Source organism: Paraburkholderia sp. PGU19, assembly GCF_013426915.1.
Classification (GTDB): Bacteria; Pseudomonadota; Gammaproteobacteria; order Burkholderiales; family Burkholderiaceae; genus Paraburkholderia.
Genome location: NZ_AP023179.1, coordinates 3,451,518 through 3,465,885, shown reverse-complemented (window position 1 = coordinate 3,465,885; position 14,368 = coordinate 3,451,518). Strand labels below are relative to the sequence as shown.

18 protein-coding genes are annotated in these 14,368 nt (G+C 61.9%); 17 read left to right on the top strand and 1 reads right to left on the bottom strand.

Annotated features, from left to right (window positions below):
• Position 1 precedes the first annotated feature (1 nt).
• From hisD to tatC, 14 genes are all read left to right on the top strand, one after another.
• On the top strand, positions 2-1,324 hold the full coding sequence (gene hisD / locus H1204_RS15775) for a histidinol dehydrogenase (RefSeq protein ID WP_180729039.1): 1,323 nt from the start codon (positions 2-4) through the stop codon (positions 1,322-1,324).
• 150 nt (positions 1,325-1,474) lie between these two features.
• On the top strand, positions 1,475-2,545 hold the full coding sequence (gene hisC, locus H1204_RS15770; protein ID WP_180729038.1) for a histidinol-phosphate transaminase: 1,071 nt from the start codon (positions 1,475-1,477) through the stop codon (positions 2,543-2,545).
• A gap of 53 nt (positions 2,546-2,598) precedes the next feature.
• Entirely contained in the window at positions 2,599-3,186 is a 588-nt protein-coding gene (gene hisB, locus H1204_RS15765) for an imidazoleglycerol-phosphate dehydratase HisB (protein WP_042313845.1), read from the top strand.
• A 60-nt stretch (positions 3,187-3,246) separates the two neighbouring features.
• Positions 3,247-3,867: a MarC family protein gene (locus tag H1204_RS15760; RefSeq protein WP_035988971.1), complete on the top strand. Its 621-nt coding sequence runs from the start codon at positions 3,247-3,249 to the stop codon at positions 3,865-3,867.
• A complete protein-coding gene (gene hisH / locus H1204_RS15755) occupies positions 3,864-4,505 on the top strand; it encodes an imidazole glycerol phosphate synthase subunit HisH (RefSeq protein WP_180729037.1) in 642 nt (213 codons plus the stop codon). Before H1204_RS15760 ends, hisH begins: the two co-directional genes overlap by 4 nt.
• 198 nt (positions 4,506-4,703) lie before the next feature.
• Positions 4,704-5,456 (top strand): 1-(5-phosphoribosyl)-5-[(5-phosphoribosylamino)methylideneamino]imidazole-4-carboxamide isomerase, encoded by a 753-nt coding sequence (gene hisA / locus H1204_RS15750; RefSeq protein ID WP_054929112.1) that lies wholly within the window; start codon positions 4,704-4,706, stop codon positions 5,454-5,456.
• A 145-nt stretch (positions 5,457-5,601) separates the two neighbouring features.
• Positions 5,602-6,375, top strand: a complete 774-nt coding sequence (hisF, locus tag H1204_RS15745) for an imidazole glycerol phosphate synthase subunit HisF (protein WP_007731839.1) — start codon at positions 5,602-5,604, stop codon at positions 6,373-6,375.
• A 1-nt stretch (position 6,376) separates the two neighbouring features.
• The gene (gene hisI / locus H1204_RS15740; RefSeq protein ID WP_180729036.1) at positions 6,377-6,784 is read left to right on the top strand and encodes a phosphoribosyl-AMP cyclohydrolase; all 408 of its coding nucleotides are present in this window, start codon (positions 6,377-6,379) and stop codon (positions 6,782-6,784) included.
• Entirely contained in the window at positions 6,781-7,155 is a 375-nt protein-coding gene (locus tag H1204_RS15735) for a phosphoribosyl-ATP diphosphatase (RefSeq protein ID WP_180729035.1), read from the top strand. Before hisI ends, H1204_RS15735 begins: the two co-directional genes overlap by 4 nt.
• 115 nt (positions 7,156-7,270) lie before the next feature.
• The gene (locus H1204_RS15730; RefSeq protein ID WP_180729034.1) at positions 7,271-7,666 is read left to right on the top strand and encodes a hypothetical protein; all 396 of its coding nucleotides are present in this window, start codon (positions 7,271-7,273) and stop codon (positions 7,664-7,666) included.
• 43 nt (positions 7,667-7,709) lie between these two features.
• Positions 7,710-8,075, top strand: a complete 366-nt coding sequence (locus H1204_RS15725; protein ID WP_180730977.1) for a histidine triad nucleotide-binding protein — start codon at positions 7,710-7,712, stop codon at positions 8,073-8,075.
• 325 nt (positions 8,076-8,400) lie between these two features.
• Positions 8,401-8,637 carry a Sec-independent protein translocase subunit TatA gene (gene tatA, locus H1204_RS15720; RefSeq protein ID WP_007731834.1) on the top strand — a complete coding sequence of 79 codons (237 nt, stop codon included), beginning with the start codon at positions 8,401-8,403 and terminating at the stop codon, positions 8,635-8,637.
• 55 nt (positions 8,638-8,692) lie between these two features.
• Positions 8,693-9,241 carry a Sec-independent protein translocase protein TatB gene (gene tatB / locus H1204_RS15715; protein ID WP_180729033.1) on the top strand — a complete coding sequence of 183 codons (549 nt, stop codon included), beginning with the start codon at positions 8,693-8,695 and terminating at the stop codon, positions 9,239-9,241.
• A 42-nt stretch (positions 9,242-9,283) separates the two neighbouring features.
• Positions 9,284-10,063 (top strand): twin-arginine translocase subunit TatC, encoded by a 780-nt coding sequence (gene tatC, locus H1204_RS15710; protein ID WP_035988995.1) that lies wholly within the window; start codon positions 9,284-9,286, stop codon positions 10,061-10,063.
• A 109-nt stretch (positions 10,064-10,172) separates the two neighbouring features.
• On the opposite strand, the gene H1204_RS15705 is transcribed toward tatC, so the two are convergent.
• A complete protein-coding gene (locus H1204_RS15705; RefSeq protein ID WP_180729032.1) occupies positions 10,173-11,381 on the bottom strand; it encodes a Do family serine endopeptidase in 1,209 nt (402 codons plus the stop codon).
• A gap of 19 nt (positions 11,382-11,400) precedes the next feature.
• Between H1204_RS15705 and H1204_RS15700 the strand changes: the two genes are divergently transcribed.
• The 3 genes from H1204_RS15700 (at position 11,401) to H1204_RS15690 (ending at position 14,366) form a co-directional block, all read left to right on the top strand.
• Positions 11,401-12,147: a Nif3-like dinuclear metal center hexameric protein gene (locus H1204_RS15700; protein ID WP_180729031.1), complete on the top strand. Its 747-nt coding sequence runs from the start codon at positions 11,401-11,403 to the stop codon at positions 12,145-12,147.
• A 219-nt stretch (positions 12,148-12,366) separates the two neighbouring features.
• Entirely contained in the window at positions 12,367-12,984 is a 618-nt protein-coding gene (gene petA, locus H1204_RS15695; RefSeq protein ID WP_009771328.1) for a ubiquinol-cytochrome c reductase iron-sulfur subunit, read from the top strand.
• On the top strand, positions 12,984-14,366 hold the full coding sequence (locus H1204_RS15690; RefSeq protein WP_180729030.1) for a cytochrome bc complex cytochrome b subunit: 1,383 nt from the start codon (positions 12,984-12,986) through the stop codon (positions 14,364-14,366). Before petA ends, H1204_RS15690 begins: the two co-directional genes overlap by 1 nt.
• Positions 14,367-14,368 lie beyond the last annotated feature (2 nt).

Below are 14,368 nucleotides of genomic sequence, written 5' to 3'. Positions count from 1 at the left end.
CATGTCTATCAAGATTCGCAAACTCGATTCCAGCACTGAGAATTTCCAGAAGTCGCTGCATGCGGTGCTCGCGTTCGAAGCGAGCGAAGACGAAGCGATCGAACGCTCGGTCGCGCAGATTCTGGCCGACGTGAAGGCGCGTGGCGATGCCGCCGTGCTCGACTATACGAACCGTTTCGACCGTCTGAACGCGAAGGATGTCGGCGCGCTCGAACTACCGATGTCGGAACTGGAAGGGGCACTGGAAGGCCTGGAGCCGAAGCGCCGCGCGGCGCTCGAAGCGGCGGCGGCGCGCGTGCGCGGCTATCACGAGAAGCAGAAGATCGAATGCGGCAGCCATAGCTGGCAGTACACGGAAGCCGACGGCACCGTGCTTGGCCAGAGGGTGACGCCGCTCGACCGCGCGGGTATTTACGTGCCGGGTGGCAAGGCGGCGTATCCGTCGTCGGTGCTGATGAACGCGATTCCGGCGCGCGTGGCCGGTGTGCGCGAAATCGTCATGGTCGTGCCGACGCCGGACGGCGTGAAGAATCCGCTCGTGCTGGCGGCGGCGCTGCTGGGCGGTGTGGATCGCGTGTTCACGATTGGCGGCGCGCAGGCGGTCGGCGCGCTCGCGTACGGCACGCAAACCATTCCCGCCGTCGACAAGATCTGCGGCCCCGGCAATGCGTATGTCGCGTCGGCGAAACGCCGCGTGTTCGGCACGGTCGGCATCGACATGATCGCCGGTCCGTCGGAAATTCTCGTGCTGTGCGACGGCACGACCGATCCGCGCTGGGTCGCGATGGACCTGTTCTCGCAGGCCGAACACGACGAACTCGCGCAATCCATTTTGCTGTGCCCGGACGAAGGTTTCATCGCGCGCGTCGAAGACGCCATCAACGAGCTGCTACCGACGATGCCCCGCCGCGACGTGATCCAGGCGTCGCTCGAAGGACGTGGCGCGCTGATCAAGGTGCGTGACATGGAGCAGGCGTGCGCGATCGCCAACGACATCGCGCCGGAACACCTCGAAATTTCCGCGCTGGAGCCGCAACAGTGGGCGCAGCAGATTCGCCACGCGGGCGCGATCTTCCTTGGCCGCTACACGAGCGAAAGCCTCGGCGACTACTGCGCGGGGCCAAATCACGTGCTGCCTACGTCTCGTACCGCACGTTTCTCGTCGCCGCTCGGCGTCTATGATTTCTTCAAGCGCTCCAGCCTCATCGAAGTGAGCGCGGACGGTGCGCAGACGCTCGGTGAAATTGCCGCTGAGCTTGCGTATGGCGAAGGCCTGCAGGCGCATGCACGCAGCGCCGAGTACCGGATGAAGAACACAGGCTGACCTTGCGGCGAGCCGCTTTTTCACGCGGGCAACATACGCGCTGAATTTTGAGACGGCTCCGTTTTCCGAAGACAGAGAACTCAACCCGGGGCGGCTGCGAGCCGCCCCTATTGCGCTGTCGCCTGTCAGAAGGCGGGCGCGCCCGACGCCATGACGACACCTCAAGACATTATTCGCCGCGACGTGCTCGCGATGACGAGCTACCCCGTTGCCGATGCGACGGGCCTCGTGAAGCTCGATGCAATGGAGAATCCGTTTCCGCTGCCTGAAGCGCTGGCCGCGCAACTCGGCGAGCATCTCGCGGCCGTCGCGCTGAACCGTTATCCGGCGCCGCGTCCGCAGGCGCTCATCGAGAAGCTCAAGCGCGTGATGAACGTGCCGGCGAACTGCGAGGTGCTGCTCGGCAACGGTTCGGACGAACTGATCAGCATCATCTCTGTGGCGTGCGCGACGCCAGGCGCGAAGGTGCTGGCGCCCGTGCCGGGCTTCGTGATGTACGCGATGTCGGCGAAACTCGCGGGCATGGAGTTCGTCGGCGTGCCACTGAACGCCGACTTCACGCTCGATACGAACGCGATGCTCGCCGCTATCGCTGAACACCGGCCGGCCGTGATTTACCTCGCGTACCCGAACAACCCGACGGGCACGCTGTTCGATGCCGCCGACATGGAGCGCATCATCGCAGCGGCGAGCGGGAGCCTGGTCGTGATCGACGAAGCGTATCAGCCGTTCGCGCAAGAGAGCTGGATGCCGCGTGCGGGAGACTTCGACAATGTCGTCGTGATGCGCACGGTGTCGAAGCTGGGCCTCGCGGGCATCCGCCTTGGCTACATGGCGGGCCGCATGGAATGGATCAACGAGTTCGACAAGGTGCGCCCGCCGTACAACGTCAACGTGCTGACGCAGACGACGGCCGATTTCCTGCTCGATCATATCGACGTGCTCGACGCGCAGGCCGCGCAATTGCGCGACGAACGCACGAAGCTGGCTCAGGCGGTCGCCGCGCTGCCGGGCGCTGAAGTGTTCCCGAGCGCTGGCAATTTCCTGCTGGTGCGTGTGCCCGATGCATCGGCGACGTTCGAAACCCTTCTTACTTCGCGGGTTTTGATCAAAAACGTGAGTAAAATGCATCCATTGCTCGCGAATTGCGTGCGTTTGACGGTCGGTTCTCCGGAAGAAAACGCTCAAATGCTCGCCGCGCTGAAACTCGTGCTGAACTGAAGCCAGCACGTTCACAACCCCACTTTTTTCAAAGTCAGATTCGAGGAATTGCCATGCGCCTTGCGGAAGTCGTTCGCAACACCAGCGAAACGCAGATCCGTGTGAAGATCAACCTGGACGGCACCGGTCAGCAGAAGCTGGCCACGGGCGTGCCGTTCCTTGATCACATGCTCGACCAGATTGCCCGCCACGGGCTGATCGATCTGGACATCGAGTCGCATGGCGATACGCATATCGACGACCACCATACCGTCGAAGACGTCGGCATCACGCTGGGCCAGGCCATTGCGAAGGCCGTCGGCGACAAGAAGGGCATTCGCCGCTACGGTCATTCCTACGTGCCGCTCGACGAAGCGCTGTCGCGCGTCGTGATCGATTTTTCCGGCCGGCCGGGCCTGGAATTCCACGTACCGTTCACGCGCGCGCGCATCGGCACGTTCGACGTCGATCTCTCCATCGAATTCTTCCGCGGATTCGTCAATCATGCCGGCGTTACGCTGCATATCGACAACCTGCGCGGCCTGAACGCGCATCATCAGATGGAAACGGTGTTCAAGGCGTTCGGCCGCGCATTGCGCATGGCCGTCGAACTGGACGAGCGCGCGGCGGGGCAGATTCCGTCGACCAAGGGCAGTCTCTGAGCGACCAATAGCCACCAAGCCACCCAAAGGACCGGTTGCGCGGCGCGCGGCCGGCTTGAGATGGACACCATCAAGTCGTTTATTTCGCTGCTGGCGTTGATCAACCCGGTCGGCGCGATACCGTTCTTTCTGAGCCTGACGTCGCAGCAATCGTCCGCCGAACAGCGCCGCACCATCCGTGTCGCGTCGATTTCGGTGTTCTGTGTGATTACGGTGAGCACGTTGATCGGGCAGCAGATCATCCGCTTCTTCGGCATTTCGATCGGCGCGCTCGAAGTGGGCGGCGGCATCATCATGCTGCTGATGTCGATCAGCATGCTGAACGCTCAGGTCGGCAATGCCCGCTCGACGCCGGAAGAGCGTCACGAGGCGGAGATGAAGGACAACATCGCCGTCGTGCCGCTGGCGATTCCGCTGCTGACGGGGCCGGGCTCTATCAGTACTGTCCTAGTCTATTCGGCCAGCTATCCTCATTGGTACGAGCGGATTACTCTGATTGGCATCGGCGCTGTGATTGCGGCGCTGTGTTTCGGATCGCTGAGTCTTGCTGAACCGATTGCCCGCTGGGTCGGTCGGACGGGAATCAACATCGGCACGCGGTTGATGGGTTTGATGTTGTCGGCGCTGGCGGTGGAGTTCATCGTCAACGGATTGAAGGCGTTGCTGCCTAACTTGAAATGAAAACTTCGATTGCGATTGTGGATTACGGAATGGGCAACCTGCGATCGGTTGCCCAGGCGTTGAGGAAAGCCGCGCCCGAAGCGGACGTGGCAATTGTCGACAAGCCCGAAGCAATTCGCGCAGCGGACCGTGTGGTGCTGCCGGGCCAGGGCGCGATGCCCGACTGCATGCGCTCACTCGGCGAATCCGGCTTGCAGGAAGCCGTCGTCGAAGCGTCCCGCAGCAAGCCGCTGATGGGCGTGTGTGTCGGCGAGCAGATGCTGTTCGACTGGAGCGCGGAAGGCGATACGAAGGGCCTGGGCCTGTTGCCTGGGAAGGTGGTGCGCTTCGATCTCGAAGGCCAGTTGCAGGACGACGGCTCGCGCTTCAAGGTGCCGCAGATGGGCTGGAACCGTGTCCGTCAGGCGCAGCCGCACCCCTTGTGGGACGGTGTGGCCGACAACGCGTTCTTCTACTTCGTGCACAGCTATTACGTCGTGCCGGAAAACGCCGCGCATACGTCGGGTGAAACCGTGTACGGCGTGCCCTTTACCTCGGCGGTGGCGCGGGATAACATTTTTGCGACCCAATTCCACCCGGAAAAGAGCGCCGATGCGGGCTTGCGCGTGTATCGCAACTTCGTGCACTGGAATCCCTGATCCCTGCCGTCAGCATCTTTAACCGTCCATGTTCTCAATCCGTCCCTGCTGCCTCGCTCACATGCATATGCATCCGAAGCCTGCCGGCAAGGTCGCCGAAAGACATGTACTAAACTAGCGGAACGGCCTGGCGCCGGCCCCAGCCGGATTTGCCGCCAGCCGAACTTCAACTTTTTTCCCTGACAACACCCGATTGCTATGCTGCTGATCCCCGCCATCGACCTGAAAGACGGTCAGTGTGTACGCCTCAAACAGGGCGATATGGACCAGGCGACGATTTTCCACGAGGAACCGGCGGTGATGGCCCGACATTGGGTCGACCGCGGCGCGCGGCGCCTGCACCTCGTCGACCTGAACGGCGCGTTCGCCGGCAAGCCGAAGAACGAAGACGCGATTCGCGCGATCATCGAAGAAGTCGGCGGAGAGATTCCCGTGCAGCTGGGCGGCGGCATCCGCGACCTGAACACGATCGAGCGCTATCTGGACGACGGTCTCGAGTACGTGATCATCGGCACGGCGGCGGTGAAGAACCCCGGCTTCCTGCTCGAAGCGTGCACGGCGTTCGGCGGACATATCATCGTCGGCCTCGATGCGAAGGACGGCAAGGTCGCCACCGACGGCTGGAGCAAGCTGACGGGCCACGAAGTCGCGGACCTCGCGCGCAAGTTCGAGGACTACGGCTGCGAGTCGATCATCTACACGGACATCGGCCGCGACGGCATGCTTCAGGGCATCAATATCGAGGCGACGGTGCGCCTCGCGCGCGCGGTGAAGATTCCCGTGATCGCGAGCGGCGGCCTGTCGAACATGGGCGATATCGACGCGCTGTGCGAAGTGGAAGCCGAGGGCATCGAAGGCGTGATCTGCGGCCGTGCTATCTACTCGGGCGACCTGGATTTTGCCGCGGCACAGACGCACGCGGACCGCCTGCGCGAATCGGACGACGCCTGAGCGTCGGGTTTTCTGCGCATCGTGCGCACCTGAAGCATCGTTCAGGTGCGCAGAGCGTCCGGCATGCCGGCCTTGCGCCGTTCACCTGTGATTCACACACGGGCGAGCGGCCTCACCAGCGGTATTGGCACGAACTAGCAAGATCATGGCTTTAGCTAAACGCATCATTCCCTGTCTGGACGTCACGGCTGGCCGCGTGGTCAAGGGCGTCAACTTCGTCGAGTTGCGCGACGCGGGAGACCCCGTCGAAATCGCGCGCCGCTACGACGAGCAGGGCGCGGACGAACTCACCTTCCTCGATATCACCGCCACGTCCGACCAGCGCGACCTGATCCTGCCCATCATCGAAGCTGTGGCTTCGCAGGTCTTCATTCCGCTGACCGTCGGCGGCGGCGTGCGCGCCGTCGAAGACGTGCGGCGCCTGCTGAACGCGGGCGCGGACAAGGTGAGCATGAATTCGTCGGCAGTGGCGAATCCGCAGCTCGTGCGCGATTCGACCGATAAATACGGCTCGCAGTGCATTGTCGTCGCGATCGACGCGAAGCGCGTGTCGGCCGATGGCGAAACGCCGCGCTGGGAAGTCTTCACGCATGGCGGGCGCAAGAATACGGGCCTCGACGCCGTCCAATGGGCGCGCAAGATGGCCGAACTGGGCGCGGGCGAAATCCTGCTGACCAGCATGGACCGCGACGGCACGAAAAGCGGCTTCGACATTGCGCTGACACGCGCCGTGTCGGACGCGGTGTCCATTCCCGTGATCGCGTCGGGCGGCGTCGGTTCGCTGCAGCATCTGGCCGACGGCATCAAGGACGGCCGCGCAGACGCCGTGCTGGCCGCGAGCATCTTCCACTATGGCGAGCACACGGTCGGCGAGTGCAAGCGCTTCATGGCCGATCAGGGCATTTCGGTGAGGTTGTAACGTGAATCCGTCTGAAGTCGGCTGGCTCGACAAGGTGAAGTGGGACGCGAACGGCCTCGTGCCCGTAATCGCGCAGGAAGCATCGACCAACGACGTGCTGATGTTCGCGTGGATGAACCGCGAAGCGCTGTCGAAGACGATCGAAACGGGCCGCGCCGTCTATTTTTCCCGCTCGCGCCAACGCCTGTGGTTCAAGGGCGAAGAATCGGGCCACGTGCAGCATGTGCATGAAGTGCGGCTCGATTGCGACGAGGACGTCGTGCTGCTGAAGGTCGAGCAGGTATCGGGCATCGCCTGCCACACGGGCCGGCATTCGTGCTTTTTCCAGAAATTCGAAGGCTCGGTCGATGCCGGCAACTGGGTTGCCGTCGAGCCCGTGCTGAAAGACCCCGAACACATCTACAAATGACGCAAAACACGCAATCGACGAACGATACGCTTCGGCGTCTCGCAGCCGTTATCGACAGCCGCAAGGGCGGCGATCCCGACACGTCGTACGTGTCGCGCCTGTTCCACAAGGGCGACGACGCGGTGCTGAAGAAGATCGGCGAGGAAGCCACGGAAGTCGTGCTGGCCGCGAAGGACGTGCGTCTCGGAGCGGAGCGCAAGGCGCTGGTCGGCGAAGTGGCCGATTTATGGTTTCATTGCCTCGTGATGCTGTCGCACTTCGATTTGAATCCCGCCGACGTGCTCGCTGAGTTGGAGCGTCGCGAAGGGCTGTCGGGCATCGAGGAAAAGGCATTGCGCAAGAGTCGCGATCGCGAGCAGAACGGCGACTGAGCGCGAGCAGGACATAACCGCGCGCGCAAGCGTGCGCGCGGCGCAACACAGCGACGAGACACGCAGCACCGGCACAGCAACAGTATCCATTCGCACCCTCCAGGAGGACGCAAGCATGGAACAGTCGCACGGCGGTTATCCGCCACCGTCGTATCAGAGCGCAGTCGAAATCGACCGGCAGCGCAGCCTGCGCACGCTGACGCACATCATCTACGCGCTCTACGCCGTGTACTGGCTGACGGGCGGCATCTCGGTGCTGATCGCGATCATCATCAACTACATCAAGCGGCCGGAGACCATCGGCACGCCCTACGAAGCGCATTTCGACTGGCAGATCCGTACGTTCTGGATGGGGCTGATCGGGCATCTGATCGGCGTTGCGCTGTTCATCGTGCTGATCGGCGTGCCTATCCTGTGGGCTGTCGCGATATGGACGTTGTACCGTATCATCAAAGGCTGGCTGTATCTGTACGACAACAAGCCGCTGACGAATCCGCGCGGCTGGTTCTGAGCAGCGCATCTGGCGCGTGCCGCGTTTGCCGTTCACCGAGACCATGAGCCACGATCCAAATTGCCTGTTCTGCAAGATCGCCGCGGGTCAAATCCCGTCGACGAAAGTCCACGAAGACGACGAGTTCGTCGCGTTCCGCGACATCCGTCCGGCGGCCGAAACGCATGTGCTCGTGATACCGCGCAAGCACATCGAAACGCTGTCGAACTGTACCGAGAGCGATTCGGCCCTGCTTGGTAAAATGTTGATATTGGTTGCACGTCTCGCCGATCAGCTGGGCGTTGCGTACAAGGGTGGGCAGACGGGTTTCCGCACGGTCATCAATACGGGGCCCGGCGGTGGGCAGGAGGTCTATCACCTGCACGCGCATCTGCTGGCGGGACCGCGCCCCTGGCTGAGAATGGGCTGACGGCGGGTCAAACGCTATCGGCGTGCAGCGAAAGAGGCGCGTTGGCGCACGTTCGCCACTAAGCCGATCGACAAAGATTCGCCGCATCCGCTTTTTGACTACGCACAATGGCGGGCCCAGCATTGTGACGTCGTGACTTTATGTAGGGATGTAACGACAGCGACTCGCAGACATGTTCATAATGGGACCGAGGGCGCTGACGCAATAAAGCGCCGTCGGCGGTAGTTTTGCAGACGGAGCGCGTTCGTGAAGCGTGCTTCGATTCAGGCCGCAAGGCGCATAGTTGCCGTCGCCAGGCACGACGGTGGGGGTTAAGGAGATTTTTATGGGTTCGTTGAGTATTTGGCATTGGCTGATCGTTCTGCTGATCGTCGCACTTGTGTTCGGCACGAAGAAACTGCGCAATATCGGCACTGATCTGGGCGGCGCGGTGAAGGGCTTCAAGGAAGGCATGAAGGACGGCGAAACGCCTGAAGGCCAGCAGCGCGACCAGCTCTCGCGCACGAACACCGTCGATGTCGACGCAAAGGAAAAGGCGCCGCATTCCGGCGATTCCCGCTAATCCGGCGCCAGCCGAGCTTGCGCTGACACGCGCGCACTGACGGGAAGCCCTATCCATGCTGGACCTCGGTTTAACCAAGATGGCGTTGATCGGCGTGGTCGCGCTGGTCGTGCTCGGCCCCGAGCGCCTGCCGCGCGTGGCCCGCACGGCGGGCGCGCTGTTTGGCCGCGCGCAGCGCTATGTCAACGACGTGAAGGCCGAAGTCACACGTGAGATCGAGCTCGACGAACTGCGCCGCATGAAGACCGAGTTCGAGTCTGCGGCGCATAACGTCGAAAGCACGATTCACGACAACATGCGCAAGCACGAAACGGAACTGAACGAGGCGTGGACGCAGGGCACGTCGGTGTCCCCGAGCATTGCAGGCGGTGCGACGGACAGCCTGATGAGCGCGACCGACGGTTCCGTTTCTACAACGGACGGCACGTCCTGGCGCAGCACCGACGCCGCCGCGTCCAAACGCAAGAACTGGCGCGTGAAGCAGACGGCCACGCCGAACTGGTACAAGCGCGCCACGTTGCGGCGCACGCGCGTCCAATCGGGTGCCGCGCGCGTCGCACGGCATACGCCCGTCAGCCTGCGTCGGCCGACACGTTTTTTCTGATCGTCCGATGTCCCGCGCATCAATCTCCTACCGAGGGCCGGCGTGAGCGACCCCCAAAATCAGAACGAAGGCACTGAAGAGACCTTCATCTCGCATCTCGTCGAACTGCGCGACCGCATCATCCGCGCGGGCATTTCGGTGATTGTCGTGTTCGTCGGGCTCGTCTACTGGGCGCCCGACATCTTCCGGCTGCTCGCGCGTCCGCTGATGAACAATCTGCCGAAGGACGGCAAGATGATCGTCACCGATGTCACCGGCTCGTTCTTCGTGCCGATGAAAGTGACGATGCTCGTCGCCTTCGTGATCGCGCTGCCGATCGTGCTGTACCAGATCTGGGCGTTCGTCGCGCCAGGCTTGTATCAGCACGAGAAGAAGCTGGTCGGTCCGCTCGTCGGCAGCAGCTATACGCTGTTTCTGTGCGGAATGGCGTTCGCATATTTCGTCGTGTTTCCGACTATTTTCCGCGTGATGGCGCATTACAACGCGCCACTCGGCGCGGAGATGACCACGGATATCGACAATTACCTGAGTTTCGTGCTGACGATGTTCCTCGCCTTCGGCGTGACGTTCGAAGTGCCGATCGTCGTGGTGTTGCTCGTACGCATGAACGTGCTGACCATCAAGAAGCTCAAGGAAATCCGGCCGTACGTGATCGTTGGCGCGTTCGTGATCTCTGCCGTGGTGACGCCGCCGGACGTGTTCTCGCAGCTGATTCTCGCGATCCCGCTGATCGTGCTGTACGAAGCGGGGATCATCGCGGCGCGGCTGTTCGTCAGCAAGCCGGTCGCCACGGCGGAAAACGAAGGCGGGGCGGCAAGCTGAACGAACGCCAAAACGCCGGGCCGCGCCGGACAGCAAAAAGGGCAGTGCTCCGTTGGAGGCTGCCCTTTTTGTTTGACCTCGCTACCCGACCGGCCGATCGATTGATCGCTCAACCGCCATCGTCGTCATCGCCTTCATCTGCAGGTTGTTTCGGCGGCGGCGGGCGCTTGCCGATCATCACGTTCAGATCCATCTCCTTGTTCTTGCGCACCAGATGCACCTTCGCGTCGGTGCCGGGCTTGATCTGCGCGATCACGTTCAGAAGGCGCGTGGTATCGGTGATGTCCTGGCCGTTCACCGACACCAGAATGTCTCCGGGCTTGATGCCCGCCTTGTCGGCGGGACCGCCCTTGAGGACGCCCGCGACGATCGCGCCCGACTTCTGATCCAGCCCGAACGACTCAGCGATCTCTGGCGTCACGTCTTGCGGCTCGACGCCGATCCAGCCGCGCGTCACGGTGCCCGTCGTGATGATGCTCTCGAGCACGCTGCGCGCCGTCGAAACGGGAATCGCGAAACCGATACCGAGCGAGCCGCCCGAGCGCGAGTAGATCGCCGTATTGATGCCAAGCAGGTTGCCGTTCACGTCGACGAGCGCGCCGCCCGAGTTGCCGGGATTGATCGGCGCGTCGGTCTGGATGAAGTTTTCGAACGTATTGATGCCGAGGTGATTGCGGCCAAGCGCGCTGACGATACCCATCGTCACCGTCTGCCCGACGCCGAACGGATTGCCGATCGCGAGCACCACATCGCCGACGCGCGTCTGGTCCATGCGGCCGAGCGTAATAGTGGGCAGGTTGGTCATGTTGACCTTCAGCACGGCGAGATCGGTCTCGGGATCGACCCCGATCACCTTCGCGTTCGTGGTGCGCCCGTCGGCGAGCGCGATTTCGATCTGATCGGCGCCGTCCACGACGTGCTGGTTCGTTAGAATGTAACCTTCCGAACTCACGATAACGCCAGAGCCGAGATTGGCTGCAGGTTGCTCTTGCTGCTTTTTGTTCTTGTCGCCGAAGAAGTAGCGGAAAAGCGGATCTTTCGCGCGCGGGTCGGGCGGAAGCGAGCCGTCCTTGCTGGAAAACACGTTGACGACGGCGGGCATCGCCTTTTGCGCCGCATCCGCGTAGGAATTCTGGGCATTGCCGCCGCTGCCGATCCCGGGTGCCACCTCTCGGAGCGCGACGATCGGCTCGGCCAGTTGCTTGCCGAACTGCCCTTGACGCTGCAGCCATTGCGGTTTGAGGGTCGCAATGATGAACATCAGCGCCAGCAGCACGGTCACCGCCTGGGCGAAGAACAGCCAAAAGCGTCTGAGCATCTGAAAATTAGAGGGTGATATGGATCGGATCGAACTGGAATTGTACTTGAACAATCTCCTTGAAACTTCGCGGTTCAAGGACTATTGCCCCAATGGTCTGCAGGTCGAAGGGCGGCGCAAGGTCGAGAAAATCGCGACGGGCGTGACGGCGTCGCTGGCCTTTCTGGAAGCCGCGCTGGAGTGGGGCGCGGACGCCGTGCTGGTCCACCACGGCTACTTCTGGCGCAACGAGGCGCCGCAGATCACCGGCCGCAAATATCAGCGGCTCAAGGCGCTGCTCGCGAACGACCTGAATCTGTTCGCTTTTCATCTGCCACTCGACGATCATCCTGTGTACGGTAACAACGCGCAGCTCGGCGCGAAGTTCGGTCTGATCGCCGACGGCCGTTTCGGCGACAACGACATCGGCTGGATGAGCACGCTGCCCATGCCGATCACGCTTGCGCACTTCACTGCGGAGGTCGAGCAGACACTGGGCCGCACGCCGCTCGTATTCGGCGACCCCGACAAGAATTTGCGCCGCGTCGCGTGGTGCACGGGCGCGGCGCAGGGCTATTTCGACGCAGCGATCGACGCCGGGGCCGATGTCTATCTGACGGGGGAAATCTCGGAGCCGACCGTGCACACGGCGGCGGAAAGCGGTGTAGCGTTCATCGCGGCCGGTCATCACGCAACCGAGCGCTACGGTGTGCAGGCGCTGGGCGCGCATCTGTCCGAGCAGTTCGAACTCGAACATCTTTTTATCGATATTCATAATCCAGTTTGAATACCGGCCGGATTAGGCGAAGAAAAGGATCGAAAAACGGAGGAAATGCTTAATAAAAGCCGTAAAAATGTTTGCGATCCGTGCGGGGAAACCCTGATTTATCAATGACTTCGCACGGTTTTTGGCAATCGGCCCTTGTAAATGCCGACTCCATTCGAGCAAACTAGCGGCGGTAGACCCGACGTGAAGGAAAAATCCAACTCAGAAGTGGGGCGTGTGATGCGAGACAAGGAAGATGAACGCGTCGATGGCGGCCGCCGTTCCTGGCTGATTGCGACGACCGTAGCAGGTGGCATCGGAGGAGTCGCCACCGTCGTACCCTTTGTTAGTTCATTTGCACCATCCGAAAAAGCCAAGGCAGCAGGAGCGCCGGTCGAAGTCGATATCTCCAACCTCAAGCCAGGCGACATGATGACGGTCGCATGGCGTGGCAAGCCGGTCTGGATCATCAATCGCACTGACAAGCAGCTGGCCGACGTTCAGAAGGCCGACAAGGAAGTCGCCGATCCCGAGAGCAAGAACCCGTTTTCGATGCCCGAGCCGGACTACACCAAGAACGAGTTCCGCTCGCGCGCCGACCACAAGAATCTTTTCGTTGCCGTCGCGGTGTGCACCCATCTTGGCTGCACGCCGACTCCGCGCTTCCAGGAGGGCGCGCAGCCCAATCTCCCCGACGACTGGCCGGGTGGCTTTCTTTGCCCCTGCCACGGCTCGACCTATGACATGGCCGGCCGAGTCTTCAAGAACAAACCAGCGCCGCAAAACCTCGACATCCCGCCTTACATGATCACCGGCAACACGCTCGTGATCGGCAAGGACGAGAAAGGAGAAGCGTAATGGCGACGACCGAAAAAGAGGTAGAAACAACGGGACTCACGGGCTGGATCGATCGCCGCTTTCCGATGACGGCGACCTGGAAAGCTCACGTCTCCGAGTACTACGCGCCGAAGAACTTCAACTTCTGGTACTTCTTCGGCTCGCTGGCGCTGCTGGTGCTGGTCAATCAGATCGTCACGGGCATCTTCCTGACGATGAACTACAAGCCCGATTCGCTGCTCGCGTTCGCATCGGTCGAGTACATCATGCGCGAGGTGCCGTGGGGCTGGCTGATCCGCTACATGCACTCCACGGGCGCGTCGATGTTCTTCGTCGTCGTGTATCTGCATATGTTCCGCGGGCTGCTGTACGGCTCATATCGCAAGCCGCGCGAACTGGTGTGGGTCTTCGGCTGCGCGATTTTCCTGTGCCTGATGGCCGAGGCGTTCTTTGGCTACCTGCTGCCGTGGGGCCAGATGTCGTACTGGGGCGCGCAGGTGATCGTCAACCTGTTCTCGGCGATTCCGTTCATCGGTCCGGACCTGTCGCTGTGGATTCGCGGCGACTACGTCGTGTCCGACGTCACGCTGAACCGCTTCTTCGCGTTTCACGTGATCGCGATTCCGCTGGTGCTGCTCGGGCTGGTGTTCGTGCACATCGTCGCGCTGCATGAAGTGGGATCGAACAACCCGGACGGCATCGAGATCAAGGCGAAGAAAGACGCGAACGGCATTCCGCTGGATGGCATTCCGTTCCACCCGTACTACTCGGTGCACGACTTCATGGGCGTGTGTGTCTTCCTGATGGTGTTCGCGGCGATCATCTTCTTCGCGCCGGAAATGGGCGGCTACTTCCTCGAGTCGAACAATTTCGTCCCGGCGAATCCGCTGCAAACGCCACCGGAAATCGCGCCTGTCTGGTACTTCACCGCGTTCTACGCGATGCTGCGCGCCACCACCGACCCGTTCAAGATCGTGCTGATGATCGTGATCGGTCTGCTCGGGCTGCTCGCGCTGATCCGCGCGCGCGGCAAATGGAAGCTCGGTCTGCCTGTGCTCGCCATTCTGGTGATCCTCGCGATGGCGTTCACGGAGTCCAAGTTCTGGGGCGTCGTGGTGATGGGCAGCGCGGTGGTGTCGCTGTTCTTCCTGCCGTGGCTCGACCGGTCGCCGGTGAAATCGATCCGCTACCGGCCGTTCTTCCACAAGGTGTTTTACGGGATCTTCGTGCTGGCCTTCCTGACGCTGGCGTTCCTCGGAACCAAGCCGCCGTCGGCAGCCTCGACGCTGATCGCACAGATCTGCGCGCTGATCTATTTCGCGTTTTTCCTCGGCATGCCGTTCTGGACGCCGCTTGGTAAGTTCAAGCAGCCGCCCGAACGAGTGCGGTTCAAACACCACTAACC

Coding starts and splice junctions, on each gene's coding strand:
- tatA (WP_007731834.1), top strand. CDS start 8,401: ATGGGTTCGTTGAGTATTTGGCATTGGCTGATCGTTCTGCTGATCGTC.
- H1204_RS15690 (WP_180729030.1), top strand. CDS start 12,984: ATGGCGACGACCGAAAAAGAGGTAGAAACAACGGGACTCACGGGCTGG.
- hisH (WP_180729037.1), top strand. CDS start 3,864: ATGAAAACTTCGATTGCGATTGTGGATTACGGAATGGGCAACCTGCGA.
- H1204_RS15705 (WP_180729032.1), bottom strand. CDS start 11,381: ATGCTCAGACGCTTTTGGCTGTTCTTCGCCCAGGCGGTGACCGTGCTG.
- H1204_RS15725 (WP_180730977.1), top strand. CDS start 7,710: ATGAGCCACGATCCAAATTGCCTGTTCTGCAAGATCGCCGCGGGTCAA.
- H1204_RS15700 (WP_180729031.1), top strand. CDS start 11,401: ATGGATCGGATCGAACTGGAATTGTACTTGAACAATCTCCTTGAAACT.
- H1204_RS15735 (WP_180729035.1), top strand. CDS start 6,781: ATGACGCAAAACACGCAATCGACGAACGATACGCTTCGGCGTCTCGCA.
- tatB (WP_180729033.1), top strand. CDS start 8,693: ATGCTGGACCTCGGTTTAACCAAGATGGCGTTGATCGGCGTGGTCGCG.
- petA (WP_009771328.1), top strand. CDS start 12,367: ATGCGAGACAAGGAAGATGAACGCGTCGATGGCGGCCGCCGTTCCTGG.
- hisB (WP_042313845.1), top strand. CDS start 2,599: ATGCGCCTTGCGGAAGTCGTTCGCAACACCAGCGAAACGCAGATCCGT.
- H1204_RS15730 (WP_180729034.1), top strand. CDS start 7,271: ATGGAACAGTCGCACGGCGGTTATCCGCCACCGTCGTATCAGAGCGCA.
- hisA (WP_054929112.1), top strand. CDS start 4,704: ATGCTGCTGATCCCCGCCATCGACCTGAAAGACGGTCAGTGTGTACGC.
- hisC (WP_180729038.1), top strand. CDS start 1,475: ATGACGACACCTCAAGACATTATTCGCCGCGACGTGCTCGCGATGACG.
- hisD (WP_180729039.1), top strand. CDS start 2: ATGTCTATCAAGATTCGCAAACTCGATTCCAGCACTGAGAATTTCCAG.
- hisF (WP_007731839.1), top strand. CDS start 5,602: ATGGCTTTAGCTAAACGCATCATTCCCTGTCTGGACGTCACGGCTGGC.
- H1204_RS15760 (WP_035988971.1), top strand. CDS start 3,247: ATGGACACCATCAAGTCGTTTATTTCGCTGCTGGCGTTGATCAACCCG.